Origin of the sequence: Neorhizobium sp. LjRoot104 (assembly GCF_964253725.1) — a bacterium.
GTDB lineage: Bacteria > Pseudomonadota > Alphaproteobacteria > Rhizobiales > Rhizobiaceae > Neorhizobium.
The window spans coordinates 1,496,469-1,513,087 of the sequence record NZ_CAXURS020000002.1; the positions used below are offsets into that span (position 1 = coordinate 1,496,469).

Here is a 16,619-nt window from a genome sequence, read left to right on the forward strand (position 1 = left end):
GGATGGCGATATTTGGCGTATTGCCGCTCAGTTGGCCGCGGGCTTCATGTCGAAAGCGCGGACCCAATCGTCGCCTCGAGCAGTCCAGGTGATACGCTTGGACAGGCCGTAGGTAGCGGGCTGGGTATAGAGGAAGAGCGCCGGCGCTTCGTCGCACATCACCTCGGTCGCTTTTTTGTAGGCGGCCTGGCGCTTGGCCACATCCATGGTCGAGCGGCCGTCCGCCAGGGCTTTGCCGAAATCGGGATTGTCCCAATAGGCGTATATGTTGCCAGGCGCGAACAGGGTCAGGAGACCGTCGGCATCGATCGTCGGCCAGGCCTGGCTGAGCAGGCTCATGCGGCCGAGATCCTTGGTCTTCAGATACTTGTCCATGTAGGCGCTGAACTGCATCTCGACGATCCTGGTCTTGACGCCGATCTCTTCCAGCTGGCTGGCGACCGCCTGGACGACTTCCTCGCCGTTGAGGTAGATCCCGGTCGGCACCTCGATTTCGATCGGCTCGGGCGGCGCGCCGCCCGCCTTCTTCAAAAGCTCGGCCGCCTTGTCCGGATCATAGGCATAGGGCTTCAGATCGGCGTTGAAGCCGAAATAGCTCTTCGATGTCACCTGGCATTTGGCGATCTCCGCCTGATCGTTGAAGATCGCCTTGACGATGCCTTCCTTGTCGACGGCGTAGTTCAGCGCCTGGCGAAGCAACTTGTTGTCGAGCGGCGGCTTCAGCGTGTTGAACTTGATGAACGCGGTGCGGGTGCTGGGCACCGCGCCGGCCTGGGCGCTGCCGCTCGTCTTGATCCGGGTGATTTCGGTGGTCGGGATCGAGTTGATGAAATCGACCTCGCCCGCGAGCAGCGCCGCGACACGGCTGGCGGCATCCGGAATGATGCGGACGACGACCTTACCGAAGTCCGGCTTCGGACCCCAATATTGCGGATTGGCATCGAGGGTGATGCTCTCGCCGGGCTTGACGGAGGAGATGACATAGGCGCCGCCCGACGCGGTTTCGGTTGCCGGCTTGTGCTCGGCGGCCCATTTCGGCGGCAGCAGGAAAAACATCGACAGCTGGCCGATCATCGCCGGATAAGGCGAACTCGTCTTGATCTCGATCTCGGTCGGGCTGATGACCTTGACGTCGGAGATCAGCGTGAACCAGGCCTTGATGCGCGCATTGACGGCCGGGTCGCGCACGCGGTCGAAGTTCCATTTGACCACTTCGGCATCGATCTTCTCGCCATCGTTGAACGTGGCGTCCGAACGCAGCTTGATGCGCCAGGTCAGATCGTCGACGCTCGTCCATTCGGTCGCGAGCGCCGGAGCGATCTTCAGGTCGGGACCGCGCAGGACCAACGACGGATAGATGTGGCTGAGCAGGCTGAGGTCGGTGCCGACCGATGCCGTCATATGCGGATCGAACGTGTTGATCGTGTTGGTGATCGCGATGGTCAGCGTCTTGTCCTGGGCGAGCGCCGATGTGGAGATCGTGGCGCCGAGCGAAAGTGCGGCGATGGCCGCGGAGATCGATTTTCTGGTCATGTCCATTCCCTTCTGATTGATTTCTCTCGATTTTTCATTGGCTTACGCTGCGTTCTCAAGAGACGGAGCCGGCGGTCATGCTGTTTCCTCCATTCCGTTCATTTGGCTTCGACCGGGACCGAATGACCGAGCGTGTGCATCAGCCGGTTCGCCCAACCGAAAATGGCGGCGGAGTGGATGAGATCGACGATCTCGGCCTTCGACATGCCATGGTCGCGAAGGGCCTGTACCTGCTCCCTGGTGGCATGCGACGGCGTCTCGGACAGCGCCTTACAGAAATCGACGATCGCCTGGGTCCTGGCATCGAACGGCCCTTCGAGGCCGCGCACATAAATCTCCTCGACGACATCTTCGCGCGCCGACAGTTCGACATAGCGGCGGGCATGGACCGAGGCGCAGTAGACGCAGCGATTGACGGCAGAGGCGACCAGCGCACCGAGTTCCCGCTCGGCCCGGTCGAGACCGCCCTTGGCATACATGATGGCGTTGAACAGTTTCGTGCGGGCCACATAGGATTCCGGATCGTGCGCCAGCGTGCGCACATAGGAGGAAACCTTGGTGTTGGACGGAGTTACCTGCATCGCCGCCAGTTGCTCTTCGGTCGCCGTGGCGACTTCGACCGGCTCGATATAGGGCGACCACGAAAGCGCCTTGACCTTGAAACGCGACGTGCTCATTCGGCTTGCTCCAGCAGGCTGAGGCCGGCAAGGACCCGGGCTTCGTAGTTGACGAAGGCGATCAGCTCCGACAGCGCGATGATCTGCGGGTTCGTGAGGCCCGCCCTTTCAAGGCGCTCGATATCCGCCTTGCTGTTGTCGCGCGGCGTTTTGGTGACGAGATCGGCATGACGGATGATGGCGCCGGTAAAGACATCGGCCGCCGCCTCGGCGCCGGAAGCGATGACGGCGAGGTCCGGGTCGCTGCCGGCATCGTCCAGCATGAGATCGTAGACTGCAGCGAGATCCTCGCGGCCGATGAAACGGGCCATGCGCGAAGCAAGCGCGGCGCGCAGAGCATGGCTGAGGCCGAAGCCGTGACTTGGGCTCAACACCGTTTCACGGCACAGTTCCGTGCCCTCCACGAATTCCGGCCGCTCGCGGCGGATCGCATAAAGCTCGGAGCCCTCTTTCAGGCCGGAGAGGATGTCGATCTGGTCCAAGTCACTCATTCCCATGGTAAGCTCCACCTGCGGATCCGGGCCATGCACGGATCGAGATCAGGCATGAATTGGGGGCGGTCGCCTGCGACAGATGCGAGGCGGGCGTGATCGCCGTCAGCGTGTTCGGGTTGCCGCCGTGGTCGACGCCCCGCGCGTCGGGGCGGAACCATCCGCCGGTCGGAAGCACGGCGACGCCCGGCATCAAGCCGCAGTCGATCGTCAGCGCCGCGATCGTGCTGCCGCGGTCGTTGTAAAGTTCGCAAAGATCGTCCTGTTTCAGGGTAAGACGCCTGGCGTCGGTTTCGCTCAGCGTGAACCGCTCGTAGCCATCACGCTTTGCCGCCTGGCTCGCCGGACCGTATTCGAGCTGTCCATGCAGGCGGTTGGCGGGTTGCGGGGATATAAGGTGGAACGGATGTTGGACCGAAAGCGGTGCGCCAAGCCACTCTTCCGGCGCCAGCCAGACGGGATGGCCGGCAATGTCTGAATAGCCGAAGCCGCCGACAACACTTGACCCGATTTCGATCTTCCCGCTCGCTGTTTTCAGCGGGGCCGCATCCGGGTCTCTTACGAAATCTCGAAAATGGTTCGCGGGCGACGGCGCAAGCTCGCCTTCGTCGAGCGCCGCATACCCCCGAAGGCGAAACGCCTGGAAATCTGGCAATTCCGGATAACGCTCCCGATAACCCTCGTAGATCCGGGCGAGCCAGTCGTCGATGTTCAGCCCCTCGTCGAACTGCTGGCGGCAGCCGAGTTTGTCGGCGATCAGACGATAGGCTTCGTGATCGGTCAGGACGCCGGCCGGCGGATCCATCACGCGACGGCTGTAGACCAGCCAGTTGTCGCGCGATGCTGCCGCGACATCGTCGCGCTCAAACGGAAATGCCGAGGGAAGGACGATATCCGCCATCTTGGCGGTGGCGGTCCACATGTTCTCGGTAACGATCACCGTCTCGGGGCGCCGGAAAGCCTCGGCCAGCCGGTTGAGATCCTGATGATGATGGAAGGGATTGCCGCCGGCCCACCAGACGAGCCGGATATCCGGCAGGTCGAGAACCTGGCCGTCGTAGTCGATCCGCCCGCCCGGGTTTTCCAGCAGCTCGGTGATCCGCGCCACCGGAACGAAGCTGCGGACGGGGTTGGGACCCTGTTCGAATGCCGGCCCTTTCAGGCGCCGCACCGGCTGGCCAACGGCATTGACGGCGGTCAGCCCGAAGGCGAAGCCGCAGCCGCGCTTGCCGACATGACCCGCCATCGAGGCGAGCGTGATCGCGGCCCAGAACGGCTGTTCGCCACGCCGCGCCCGTTGCAGCGACCAGGCGACGTTGATCAGGCTCGGCGCGTCATGCAGGTCTTCGGCAATCTCGACGATGGTTTGCGCCGGCACCCCGGATATGGCCGAAGCCCATTCGGCATCCTTGGCGATGCCGTCCGTCTCGCCGACCAGATAGCTCTCGAAATCGCAATAACCGGTCGTGCAGCGTTTCAGGAAATCGCGGTCGAACAGGCCCTGGGCAAGCAGCGTATGACACATGCCGAGCATGACCGCGGCATCCGTATTCGGGCGCAGCGGAATATGCCGGACGTTCGGGCCGGAGGGCGCATCGCTCGAAGCGGGGCTGAACACGACGATGCGCACGCCCTTGTCCTGGCAGTGCCGCAGCCATTCGACGGCACGGTGGCTGCCGGTCCCTCCGGACTCGACCTGCGCATTGCTCAGCCGGAAGCCGCCAAACCCGACGACGAGCTGGCAGCCGTCGGCAATGTCGTTCCAGGACGGCGCGGTATCGCAGGCGTCCTTGTGGTCCGGCCCGAGGATATGCGGCAGAAGAACGGCCGCGGCGCCATAGGAATAGCTGTTGACGGAAGAGGTGAAGCCGCCGGCGAGATTGAGCAGGCGCTTGAGCTGGCTTTGTGCATGATGGAAACGGCCGGCGCTGGCCCAGCCATAGGAGCCGCCGAAGATCGCCTGGTTGCCGTGGGCCTCCCGGACACGCCGCAACTCGCCGGCGATCAGGCTTGCGGCCTCGTCCCAGCTTGTCTCGACGAAGTCCTCGCGGCCGCGCGACGCGCCGGTGGCCGCAAGAGGCCCCTTCTCCAGCCAGGACTTGCGGACCATCGGAGAGCGGACGCGCTGCGGATGATCGGCCAGATCCAGGTAGCCGAGACCCATTTCCGACGGGTCCGGGTCGTGACGGAACGGCAGGAGCTTGCGCTTCCCGTTCGCATCCGTGCCGACTTCATAAGTGCCGAAATGGGTTGCGAAGAGATGCGTCATTGTCTCAAGCCTCCAGGACGAAATGACGGTCGCCGACGGGCCGCAGGACGGCTTGCTCGGGCGGCAGGTTGGCGCCGACGTCGAAGACGAGCGGACGGCGGTTGCGTTCGATATCCGGGTCGGGAACGGGGATCGCCGAAAGCAGCGCCCGCGTATAGGGATGCTGCGGATTTTCAAAGATCGCATCGCAGGGACCGATCTCGACGATGCGCCCGCGCAGCATGACCGCCACCCGGTGGCAGAGATAACGGATCATCGACAGGTCATGGGCGATGAACAGGTAGGTCAATCCGAGCTCATCCTGCAGATCCTGGAACAGGTTGACGATCTGCGCCTGGATCGACACGTCGAGCGCGGTGATCGGCTCGTCGGCGACGATGAAGGCGGGATTGAGGGCGATAGCCCGGGCGATATTGACGCGCTGGCGCTGGCCGCCCGAAAATTCATGCGGATAACGCTTCATGAAGGACGGATCGAGGCCGACCTTGGCAAACAGCGAGGCGACGCGATCCTGGCGCTCGCGGCGCGAATCGGCCAGCTTATGGACCTCCAGCGGCTCGCCGACAAATTCGCCGACTGTCATGCGCGGATTGAGCGAGGCATAGGGATCCTGGAAGATGACCTGCATGTCGCGCCGGTAAGGCTTCAACATTGTCTTGCTGAGGCCCGTGATGTTCTCGCCCTTGTAGAGGATGTCGCCGCTGGTCGGTGCCTCGAGCTGCAGCAGCACGCGGCCGGTCGTGCTCTTGCCCGAACCGGATTCTCCGACAAGGCCGAGCGTCTCGCCCGGGGCGATGTCGAAGCTGACATTGTTGACGGCCTTCAGAGCCGGCGCCGAACCGCCGAGCAGGCGCTTTTCGCCGCCATAGGTCTTGCAGAGGTTCTGGACCGAAACGAGCGGCTTGATGTTGCTCTCGTTCATGGCTGCGCCTCCGTCGCGGCCAGCTTGGCGCGAAGATCGTACCATGCGGCGACCTGATGGCCGGGAACGCTGCCCTCGACGTCGCCAAGCGGCGGCGTCTCGATGCGGCAGCGCTCGGTCGCAAAGGGATTGCGCGGCGCGAAGGGATCGCCGACCGGCTTCTTCGTCAGGTCCGGCGGATTGCCGGGGATCTGGTAAAGCCGGTTCACGCCGCGGCGGCCGCCATGCGGCAGCGATTTCAGGAGGCCCCAGGTATAAGCGTTGCGGGGATCGTGGAACACCGCGCGGACAGGACCGCGCTCCATGATCCGGCCGCCATACATGACCTGGACGGTATCGGCGAGGCCGGCGACGACGCCCATGTCATGGGTGATCCAGATAACGGTGGTGCCGATCTTCTTCTTGAGATCGCGCACCAGATCGAGAATCTGCGCCTGGACCGTGACGTCGAGCGCCGTGGTGGCCTCATCGGCGATCAGCAGCTTCGGATTGCACGAAATCCCGATCGCGATCATCACGCGCTGGCGCATGCCCCCCGAGAACTCGTGCGGATATTGTCCGGCACGGCGGGCGGCGTCGGGAATGCCGACGAGCTCGAGAAGTTCGACGACGCGCGCCCGCGCCTGGCCGGCCGACATGCCGAAATGCCGCCGCAGCGGCTCGGCGATCTGCCGCTCGATGGTCAGGACCGGGTTGAGCGAGGTCATCGGATCCTGGAAGACGAAGCCGATTTCCTTGCCGCGCACTTCGAACAGCTCGCGCTGCGACAGCGCCAGCAGGTCGCGGCCGTTGAACAGGACTTCGCCCCGGACGATACGGCCGGGCGGCGTCGCGATCAACCCGACCATCGACAGGGCATGTACGCTCTTGCCCGAGCCGGATTCGCCGACGATGCCGAGCGTCTCGCCCTCTTCCAGGCTGTAGGACACCTCGTTGACGGCATGCACGGTGCCATCGGGCGTGTCGAACGCGACGGTAAGATTGCGGACCTCGAGCAAGGGTGCCATCGGACGCTCAGACCTCCAGATAGCCGCCGGCCGAGCGGGTCAGATATTCGCGGCCGGTCTCGGTGACGAGAACGGTATCGGAAATCTGCGTCGCGCAAATGCCAGGGTTGCGGATATTAGGTTCGAACGTGAAGATCATGCCAGGCTCAAGGACGAGCGAGGACGATGCGTCGAGCGAGGAATGTTCGTGCGCGCCAAGCCCAATCCCGTGGCCGATGCGGCCGGGGATATTGGCCCCGTAACCTCGCGCCTTCAGCCCTTCGCGGGTCTTTTCGAAAAGGTCCTTGTAGGGCGTGCCGGGCCGGATCAGCGCATCGACCTCTTCACGGATCTCGAAAATGGCGTCGAGCGCCCGCTTGTTGACCTCCGGCAGCGGCCCCATCGCAATTGTCCGCTCGTTTTCGGCGTGAATGCCGTTGGCGATCGTCCAGATCAGCACCGAAACGGCCTCGCCCCGCTGCGGCTTGCGCTGGGTGGGGTTGTCGCAATTGTAGAACATGCGCGGCCCCGAAAGCACCCAGGTGGCCATGCCGTTCTGCACCCCGCCTTCCAGCGAGCCGAAGTCGCACACCTCGACATCGGGATATTCGGCCGTCCACAGCTTGTTCATCGCGTGCATGGAGGCGATGGCGACCTCGCGCTCGTTGCCACCGGCGGCAAGGGTCGCGACCGCCGTATCCATGCCAAGATCCGCCGCCCGCGCGGCGATACGCGCATTGGCAATCTCGTCCGGGTCCTTGATCAGGCGGCAATGGTCGATCAGATGGCTGACATCGGCGAATGTCGCGTCCGGCAGCGCCTTTCGCAACTGGCCGGCCCGCTGGATCGAGATGAATTCCTCCTCGATGCCGACCGTCTTGCCGGCCACGCCGAGATCGCCGAGGATCGAGGCCAGCGCATCCTGCCAGTTCGGCCCCATCGTCACCTTGGTCGACCAGGAACCGTAAAGGCGGATATCCGGCACCCAGGCGCTGGCGCGGCCGTGATCGTCGCGCAACGCATGCACGAGCATGATCGGGTCATGGTTCGGGGTCAGGATGGCGATCACCGGGTGGGAATAGATGATCGGGTTGAAGCCGGTGAAATAGAAGCTGTTTTCCGGCTTGAAGGAGACGATGACATCGACGCCCTGTTTCGCCATTCCGGCCTTCAGGCGGCCGACACGGGGCGGCAACGTGGAACGGGAAAGCTGGTTCATCGGGTAGTCCTCAATTTCGGATCGAAGTGATCGCGCAGCCAGTCACCCAGGAGGTTGACGCTGAGCACAGTCAGGAGAATGGCGATGCCGGGGAAGGTGACGATCCACCAGGCGGTCGAGATGTAGACGCGGCCATCGGCGAGCATCCGGCCCCAGCTCGGATTGGGCGGCTGCACGCCGAGCCCGAGGAACGAAAGCGCCGCGTCCATGATGATGATGCGGGCGAGTTCCAGCGTCGCGATTACCAGGGCCGGGGTCATGACGTTCGGCAGCAGATGCTTGAGCATGATGCGCCAGGTCCCCGCGCCGATGGCATGCGCAGACAGGATGAACTCCCGTTCGCGAAGGGCCAGCACCTGGCCGCGGATGATGCGGGCGTAGCGGAGCCAGCTTGTCAGGGCGAGCACGATGACGAGGTTGCGGGTCGAGGGCCCAAGCGCCGCGACGACGAGAAGCGCCAGTAGCATCAGCGGCAGGGCAAGCTGGATATCGACGATGCGCATCAGGATGCGGTCGACCATGCCGCGGTAATAACCGGCGACGATGCCGAGCAGTGTACCGACGATGCCGCCGAGAATAACGGCCGCGGCCGCGATCGCCAGCGTGATCCGGCTGCCATGGACGATGCGCGACAGGATATCGCGGCCGAGCTCGTCGGTGCCGAGCGGATGGGCGCCGGGCGAAAACAATCCCGTCCAGGTGGGAGCCACCATGCGGGCAAGCAGGTTGGACCGCGTCGGCACCGGCAGCCCGAGATAGGGCGCGAGGATCGCGGCCAGCACGAAGATTGACACCAGCAGGAACCCAAACAGTCCGGCGCGGCTCTTCAGGAGGGCAAGGAAGAAAGCTTTCATGGCCGCACCTATCGCCGACGGATGCGCGGATCGAGCACGCCGTAAAGCAGATCGACCAGCAGGTTGACGACGATGAAGATGGCGGCGACCAGGGCGACCCCGGCCTGGATAACCGGGAAATCCTGGGCCTGGATCGCCTGCATGATGATACGCCCGACACCCGGCCAGGCGAACACGGTCTCGATGACCACCGAACCGCCAAGCAGCTCGCCGGCGATGATGCCAATCATCGTGATCACCGGGATCAGCGCGTTTCGCGCGATGTGCCAGAAGAACACGGTGCGCGGCAGCAGGCCCTTGGCACGCGCGGTCCTGACATAATCCTCACGCATGATATCGAGCAGCGACGAGCGGAGCAGGCGGGCGATCGACGCCGACACGAAGACCGACAGCGTCAGCCCCGGCAGCACCAGATGCGCGATCGTCCCGGAGCCGCCGGTCGGGAACCAGCCGAGATCGACCGAAAACAGCAGGATCAGCATGATGCCGAGCCAGAAAACCGGCGTCGCCTGACCCAGAAGAGCCGCCACCATGACGATGAATTCCGAGATGGTGCCGCGTTTCAGCGCGGCAATGGCACCGGCCACCGCTCCGATCAGCGTTCCGAACAGGAGCGCGGTACCGGCAAGCGTGACGGTCACCGGCATACGTTCCAGGACTACATCCATGGCAGGACGCTGGTGCTGGAAGGAAATGCCGAAGTCTCCCCGGACCATGGCCAGCACGGAGATGAGATATTGTTCGAGGATCGGGCGATCGAGACCGAGCGAAGCCCGAAGCGCGTCGAGATCCTGTTGGCCGGCGCCGACCGGCAGCAGAAGCACGGCCGGGTCGCCGAGAACGCGGCTCACGAAGAAAACGATCGTCACCACGCCCCATATGGCGAGCAGCGATTCTGCCAGCTTGCCGACAAGATAGCGGGTCACGGCCGGCACCTCGCGGGATCGGGAGCGATGGTCGTCATTCCGCCGCTCCCTTGAGGATGGCCGGGATCGACGCGGCGGAATCCGTCCATTCGTCGCCGAGCAGTTCCGGTGTTTCGTAGGCGACAAGGTTGGCGAAATGAGTTTCGCGGTCGGCGACGAAGAGATTGCGGGCGATGCCGCGGGCAAGCCGGCGCCCGCCGTCGCTGACCGCCGGAATGTCGCCCGACAACTTGCCGTGGCTGAGCGAGGCCGGATAGTTGAAGCAATGGACGAGGCGCAGAGACGGGCAGCTGCCGGGTACCTTTTCGAGAAACTCGAAATCGGGACCGAGATAGGGAGACGTGGCGAGCTCGCCGTTTTCCATGCCCCTTTCGGGCGTGAAGACGTCGCTCCAGAACTGGATATGCGGGGCGAAATGCTTCAGTTCCGGGCGGCGGTCGAGATCGACCCGGAAGCCGGTGGCGAAGATCGCGAAATCATAGTCGAAGTCGCCGCCGCTGGTTTCAACAACGATGTGGTCACCGCTTTCCCGCAGGCCGGTCACCGCCGTGCCGAGGAAAAACCGGCTGTTTTGATGTTGCGACACCCGCAGGGTGGAATCGCGCGGCGGCGGCGTCTGGGCGCCGAGCACATAGTCGAGAAACTTCCATTTCCATGCGTCGCTGAGGCCGGCAAAACCCTGGACGACACCCTGGCTGGCAATGCCGGTGAACTTGTTGATGCGCGGAAGCTCCTTGCGCCGGATGATCATGTCGACCTGGCCGGCGCCGGCTTCGAGCGCGGTTGCCGCGTTGTCCATGGCGGAGGCCCCTGCCCCGACGACCGCAACGCGTTTGCCCTTCAGGGCCGAAAAATCGATATCGTCGGCGGAATGGGCCCAGAATTCTGGCTGCACGCGCTCGACGAATTCCGGCACGTAACCGCCGCCGAGGCCGTCGCGGCCCGTCGCCAGAACGACGTGCCGGGCATAAAGCCTTTCCTGTGCACCGCTTTCCGCATCCGAAACGTCGAGGGCGATCAGATCCTGCGTGACCGGGGTCATCCCGGTGACGGTGACGAGATTGCGGACCGGCAGCTGCAGCACGCGGCGGTACCAGATCAGGTAGTCCATCCACTGCGACTTGGGGATCTTGCCGAGCGCATCCCACGCCTGAGCGCCGAATTGCGAAACATACCATGCCCTGAATGTCAGCGCCGGCAGGCCGAGCGCTGGCCCCGGCAGCTGTTTGGGTGAGCGCAGCGTTTCCATGCGCGCGAACGTCACCCACGGGCCCTCCTGACCTTGCGGGGAGCGGTCGAGGCAGAGGACATTGTGGATGCCGAGCATTTTAAGCGAGGCGGTCGCGACCAGGCCGCACATGCCGGCGCCGATTACGACGGTATCGAAAACCTCGACACCCTCATATTCGGTCGCCGGCACCCACTCCTTGGGAGGGAGTTCGAGAAACGACAGGTCCTCGGCAAGCCGCTGTTCGAGCGCTTCCAGACCTTTCATCCGCTGTGCGTCCTGCGCCTTCAAAATCACTGCTCCTGTGCCTTCGCATCCGCGCCGAAAGTCGCATCCGCCACGCGTTCGATGTGGCCTGGATCATGCGCCACGAAGCCCGGTATGCGGGCCGCCGAAACCCTGATGATCAACTGGATGAGTTCCAGGACACCTTCCGAAAGCGGCTTGGAAGCGGCCGAGAAAATGCCCCAGAGAAACGGGATATCGACATCGAGGGGGCGGATTTCGACGTTCTTGAGCTGCAGGCCGTAGGCGGTCGCGGGCTCCACGATCGAGACCCCGAAACCGGTGGAGGCGAGCTGCAGCGCATTCAGCGCCGCATTGGTATCGACGACGCGCGACGGCCGGACATCGGCCGCCTGCAGCGCCTGATTGACGCGGCGACGCAGCCGGAAGGGATTGGCCATGGTGATGAGGCAACGGTCGGCAAGGTCGCGAACCGAGATGACGCCCTTGTCCGCCAGGGGATCGTCGGCCGCCACCGCGGCAACGCAAGGCGCTTGAAACAGGCCGTGTGCATCAAGGCCCGGATGCTCGACCGGCAGCGAGGCGACGCAGAAATCCGCGGTGCGGGCAAGCACCGACTGGACGGCCGCCTCGGCCGAAATGCTGCGCAGATGCACGTTCCGCGGAACGAGTTCCATCGGCATTTCCGCAAGCGCGAGCGGCACCAGCCCGCTTGCGAACGCCGGGATCGCCGCGATCTCGATCGGCGCCGGCTCTTCCGACAGGATATTCCTGGCGCGCTCCTTGAGCTGGCCGATGCCCGTCAGGAAACGCTCGGCATCCGAATGAAAAGCGATCGCCCGCGATGTCGGCGTGATGCGGGGGCCGTTGCGGTCGAAAAGCGCGAAACCGACGGAGGATTCGAGCTCCTGAATGAGCCGCGTCACCTGCGACTGCGAGCGGTCGAGCAGCCGGGCGGCGGCAGTAATGCTGCCTGCCGACATGACTGCCAGGAACACTTCCAGCTGCTTGATTTCCATCGCCGACCCATAATGCACAAAATGCAGCATTGACCTTCATCAATTCAAATATTGCATGATTATTTTTTTAAGCAAACAAAATTTGTGCCTAATCGGTAGTCGCTGGGAACATTTGATCCCCCAGCTTGCGGGCGCCCAGAATAATACCCCGCGCGGCGCGCTTGACGCCGCCGCACCCGGACCCCGGCATGGTATTCGCAGACGTCCAAAATCTCCCGGCGACGCCAAAGCCGCCTTGCGCGATCCCGCCACACAGCTAGTGTCGGCCTCGAACGACAGCGGAAATCCATGGCAGCCAAGACGACACTCAATGCGAAAAATCTCGAAGCGCTGGGCGCGCCGCGTCTGGCCGAACTGCTGATCGAGATCAGCACCGGCAGCGCAGCAAACAAACGACGGCTTCGCATGGAGCTTGCCGGCAATCACAGCAGCGCCGAAATCGCCCGTGAAGTGCGCAAGCGGCTGGCGAGCATCGCCCGTTCGCGAACCGTCATAAACTGGCGCAAGGTGAAGGCGTTTACGGCGGATCTGGAGACGCAGCGCAAGACGATCGCCGATACCGTCGCCCCCGACGATCCGAAGGAAGCGCTGGAGCTTGTCTGGCAATTCCTGGCTCTCGCCGATCCGATCTTCGAGAGGTCCGACGACGGCAGCGGCTCGATCATCCAGAGCTTCCATCAAGCCTGTGCCGATGCAGGCGTGATCGCCAAGTCGGCGGGTGTCGAGAAGGACGTCCTCGCCGACAAGATCTTCGCGGCGGTGCAGAATAATGACTATGGCCAATATGACCCGCTGATTGCAGCCATGGCGCCGGCGCTCGGCAGAGACGGTCTTGACCGGCTCAAGGACCTGCTTGTGCAATGGTCGAAGGAACCGGAGGACAAGGTCGCTCCAGGTGACCGTCAGATCATCGGCTGGAGCAGCCAGGGGCCGATCTACGAAGACCAGATCTACGGAAATCACCGGGAGCTGACGGTACGCATCGCCCTGCAGGACATCGCCGATGCTCAAGACGACGTGGATGCCTATATCGCCCAGCAACCGGAGAAGAGCCGCAAGATGCCCCTGGTGGCGACGGACATCGCTCGGCGGCTCCTTTTCGCAGGACGAACCGCGGAGGCACTCGAAACGCTGGACGCTGTCGATTCCAAAGGCCACCCCGACGTGCCGATCGAGTGGCAACTCGCCCGCGTCGAGGTGCTTGAAGCCCTGGGGCGCGCAGACGAAGCTCAGGCCGATCGATGGACGTGGTTCGAGCAGTCGCTGAACGACTTACACCTGCGCGCGTTTATCCGCCGGCTGCCGGACTTCGATGACATGGAGGCCGAGGAAAAGGCGTTCGTCTATGCCCAGGCGTTTCCGGAGGTCCATCGCGCGCTCGCTTTTTTCCTCCGCTGGCCGGCGATGGTCGAGGCGGCCAAGCTCGTGCAGAAGCGGAAAGCGGAACTCGACGGCGATCTTTATGAACTGATGACGCCGGCGGCGGAAGCATTTGCCGAGAAACACCCGCTCGCGGCAACGATCGTGCTGCGGTCGATGATCGACTTCACGCTCGAGAACGCACGATCCAGCCGCTACAAACACGCGGCGCGGCATCTTGTGGAATGTGCATCGCTTGCTCCTCACGTCGGTGACTTCGCAGGCGTTGGTTCCCACGATGCCTATGTCGCCGGGCTGAAGTCCCGGCACGGTAAAAAGCAGGGTTTCTGGAGCCTGGTTCCTTAATCGAGGCGGCGGCATCATCTGCACGTTATGGGAAGCTAAGCATAACGTTTGCAGCAAGCGTTGCATTCAGCCTGGAAGCAGCAACCTAGATTCTCCAGACCCACCAACTCCCCGGAATCAGGCAGAACCCACAGGATTTTAACGATACAACATGCGCTCGCCGCTCAAGCCGGCAGAAGTGTAATGCGACGGATCGTCTCTTCGGCGATGCGGCCGTCGCTATAAAGGAGCGGCACGTATTCGCCTTTCGACCAAATGCCGGCCAAGTCCCCATAATGCGGCGAGCGCGGATCGCCGGATTGGCCGGGGGCGTTGATGCAGACGCTGTTGTCCCAGTCGCCGACATCCATGACGAGGCGAACGGATGCGCCGGCGTTGACGCCGAAATCGCCCATCCGGTAACCGGCATGCATGGGCGTCGAGCGGCTGCCTCCCAGCGGCAGCGGGCCGACATTCCAGTTGGCGGCCCCTTCGGTCTTGATACGGCTGGTCGCGTGCTCGAAGAGCGCGCGGTGCAGGTCGCCCCAGCGCCAGGCGGCTGGATCAGGGCCGAGCCGGGTTTCGCAATCGGCAAAACCAGCGGAAAGTGTCGATAGCAGCATGGCGTCGCGATCGGCGGCGTCCCAGAGTGTGCCGGGCTCGCCGAGCAGCACCAGCATACGATCGACATCGCCGGGCAGCAGCAATTGGCGGACGGTCTGGTTCGGTGCGAACCTCGCCAGCAGCGCCGGCCTCAGGTGCTTCATCCACCAGACTTCGAAGAGCGTGGCGGGCGCACTCCCCGCTTCTAGGCGGCAATCCCAGCCGTCGAAAAGCTTTATGGCTCGCTCCTGCCGGTCATCCGGCGGTTGACGGCTGGCAACTTTTTGAAGCACGGCGCAGATGGTCGCGGCCGGGCGGGAATAGACATCGGTCTGCAAAGCCATCGAAGCCCGCAGCGTGTGCTTGGGGTCGGCGCGCAGGACCGACTTGATGCGTTGGGCGCGGCTGACCTCCGCCCATTCGTGGCCGATGGAAGGGGCTGCCGGGTCGCGGTCGGCCGGCAGGTTCATCTCGTTGGCGGAGGCGACGAAGCCATCCGGCGGGTTATAGGCGCAGGGCAGATCGCCGGCGGCGAGGAACCCATCCCATTCATGAGAGCCGTGGCCCGGCACAGGCAGCAGCCCTTCCCAGTTGCGGCGCACCGGCGTGAAACCGGCGGTGAACCAGCCGATATTGCCGTCCACATCGGCACTGACGTGATTGACCGAGGGCGTGCCCCAGGACCCGAGCGTTTCGGAAAACGCCCGGACAGAACCGGTGCGCATATAGGACAGGCTGCCGAGATAGGCGGCTGAGCCGGGCGAAAGCCAGACGGAACGCATGGCAATGACCTGCCGGATTTTCGGATTCTCGTGGAGGATCGGACCGTGGCGGGTGAACGAAAGCGTCAGCGCCTGGTCGGAGTGGCCCTTGACCGGGAAAGGTTCCTCGATGCGGGTGATCTTCTCCCAGCCGTCGCCGTAGCGATAATGTTCCGGATCGCCGTCCTTGGTCTCGTAGACATAGACGTCTTCCTGGTCGGCGCCGAAAATGGTGAGGCCGAAGGCGGTGCGATCGTTATGGCCAAGCGAAATGCCAGGCGCGGTCGGTTCACCCGTACCGATGACGTTGAGGCCGGGCGCTTCGAGGTGGACGAGATAACGCAGCGACGGCACGGCATGCGCCCGGTGCGGATCGCTTGCGAGGATCGGCCGGCCGGTCTCGGTGCGCGAACCGTGGACGGCCCAGTTGTTGGACCCTTCCTCCGCGATCGCCTGGACGATATCGCCGAGATCGGTTACCTCCGTCCATTTCCAGACGTCCTCGAGTGTTGCCGCCAGGCGGGCCTTGTCGAAGGTGACGGCCGCGGTGGCAAGCTTAAAGAGACGGGTCGCGGCGAGCGGAATATCGGCGAGCGAGATCCCGTCGGCCGGTTTCGGCGAGACGGGAGGATCGAGCTCGAAGCGCAGCAGGTCCGTTTCGGCGTCCGCAAGCGCCATGATGTTGGCGCGCAGGATTTCCGAAACACCGTTGCGGGTCAGCGCATGGCTGCGGATGCGCACCACGTCGGCCGGCTCCCAGCGCGATGGCTTGGTGTCGAAGACGGCGAATTCGGGCGGCAGGCGGGCCGGCTCCGCCGTGCAAAGCGTAACATAGGCGTTGATGCCGGCAACAAAGGCGGTGCAGATCGCCTGCGTATCCGGCGCGTAGGACACCCATTCCGGCGCCATGTCGCCGCGATAGAGGAAATGCCGGGCGGCATGATCCTGGGCCAGATAGCCGGGCCCGAAATCGGCGGCGAGCAGGCCGAGGCCCCGCTTGCGCCACAGATCGAGTTGCCACAGCCGGTCGCGTGCCGCGTTGAAACCCTGGACGAGGAACAGGTCCTTCTCGTTTTCCGCCCTGATATGCGGAATGCCCCAGCGGTCGATACGGATTTCCGCCTGGGCTTCGAGGCCGGTCAGCCGGAGGGTTTCGTTCGTCTGGGCGTCGGTCATGGCAC

At 63.8% G+C, this 16,619-nt stretch carries 13 protein-coding genes; 1 reads left to right on the forward strand and 12 read right to left on the reverse strand.

All coding sequences use genetic code 11. The features are described from left to right. Positions 1-27: 27 nt before the first annotated feature. From ACSQ8R_RS29215 to ACSQ8R_RS29265, 11 genes are all read right to left on the reverse strand, one after another. Entirely contained in the window at positions 28-1,533 is a 1,506-nt protein-coding gene (locus tag ACSQ8R_RS29215; RefSeq protein ID WP_436256827.1) for an ABC transporter substrate-binding protein, read from the reverse strand. Between the two features lie 98 nt (positions 1,534-1,631). Next, a complete protein-coding gene (locus ACSQ8R_RS29220; protein ID WP_436256828.1) occupies positions 1,632-2,210 on the reverse strand; it encodes a peroxidase-related enzyme in 579 nt (192 codons plus the stop codon). After that, complete coding sequence (locus ACSQ8R_RS29225) at positions 2,207-2,701, reverse strand: CMD domain-containing protein (protein ID WP_436256829.1); 495 nt, start codon at positions 2,699-2,701, stop codon at positions 2,207-2,209. The genes ACSQ8R_RS29220 and ACSQ8R_RS29225 overlap by 4 nt, the downstream gene beginning before the upstream one ends. Beyond that, positions 2,694-4,970 (reverse strand): molybdopterin-dependent oxidoreductase, encoded by a 2,277-nt coding sequence (locus tag ACSQ8R_RS29230; protein WP_436256830.1) that lies wholly within the window; start codon positions 4,968-4,970, stop codon positions 2,694-2,696. Before ACSQ8R_RS29230 ends, ACSQ8R_RS29225 begins: the two co-directional genes overlap by 8 nt. 4 nt (positions 4,971-4,974) lie before the next feature. Beyond that, positions 4,975-5,892, reverse strand: coding sequence for an ABC transporter ATP-binding protein (locus tag ACSQ8R_RS29235; RefSeq protein WP_436256831.1), 918 nt, complete (start codon positions 5,890-5,892; stop codon positions 4,975-4,977). Next, positions 5,889-6,899, reverse strand: a complete 1,011-nt coding sequence (locus tag ACSQ8R_RS29240) for an ABC transporter ATP-binding protein (protein ID WP_436256832.1) — start codon at positions 6,897-6,899, stop codon at positions 5,889-5,891. The genes ACSQ8R_RS29235 and ACSQ8R_RS29240 overlap by 4 nt, the downstream gene beginning before the upstream one ends. Positions 6,900-6,906: 7 nt before the next feature. Continuing rightward, positions 6,907-8,097, reverse strand: coding sequence for a M24 family metallopeptidase (locus ACSQ8R_RS29245; RefSeq protein WP_436256833.1), 1,191 nt, complete (start codon positions 8,095-8,097; stop codon positions 6,907-6,909). Beyond that, complete coding sequence (locus ACSQ8R_RS29250) at positions 8,094-8,951, reverse strand: ABC transporter permease (protein ID WP_436256834.1); 858 nt, start codon at positions 8,949-8,951, stop codon at positions 8,094-8,096. Before ACSQ8R_RS29250 ends, ACSQ8R_RS29245 begins: the two co-directional genes overlap by 4 nt. Positions 8,952-8,959: 8 nt before the next feature. Further along, entirely contained in the window at positions 8,960-9,877 is a 918-nt protein-coding gene (locus tag ACSQ8R_RS29255) for an ABC transporter permease (protein ID WP_436256835.1), read from the reverse strand. 34 nt (positions 9,878-9,911) lie between these two features. Further along, complete coding sequence (locus tag ACSQ8R_RS29260; protein WP_436256836.1) at positions 9,912-11,372, reverse strand: NAD(P)-binding domain-containing protein; 1,461 nt, start codon at positions 11,370-11,372, stop codon at positions 9,912-9,914. A 26-nt stretch (positions 11,373-11,398) separates the two neighbouring features. Continuing rightward, positions 11,399-12,370: a LysR family transcriptional regulator gene (locus tag ACSQ8R_RS29265; protein ID WP_436256837.1), complete on the reverse strand. Its 972-nt coding sequence runs from the start codon at positions 12,368-12,370 to the stop codon at positions 11,399-11,401. A gap of 288 nt (positions 12,371-12,658) precedes the next feature. Between ACSQ8R_RS29265 and ACSQ8R_RS29270 the strand changes: the two genes are divergently transcribed. Beyond that, positions 12,659-14,095: a DUF6880 family protein gene (locus tag ACSQ8R_RS29270; protein ID WP_436256838.1), complete on the forward strand. Its 1,437-nt coding sequence runs from the start codon at positions 12,659-12,661 to the stop codon at positions 14,093-14,095. A 164-nt stretch (positions 14,096-14,259) separates the two neighbouring features. Here the strand turns inward: ACSQ8R_RS29270 and ACSQ8R_RS29275 are convergent, their stop codons facing one another. Continuing rightward, entirely contained in the window at positions 14,260-16,614 is a 2,355-nt protein-coding gene (locus ACSQ8R_RS29275) for a penicillin acylase family protein (RefSeq protein WP_436256839.1), read from the reverse strand. Between the last annotated feature and the right edge of the window lie 5 nt (positions 16,615-16,619).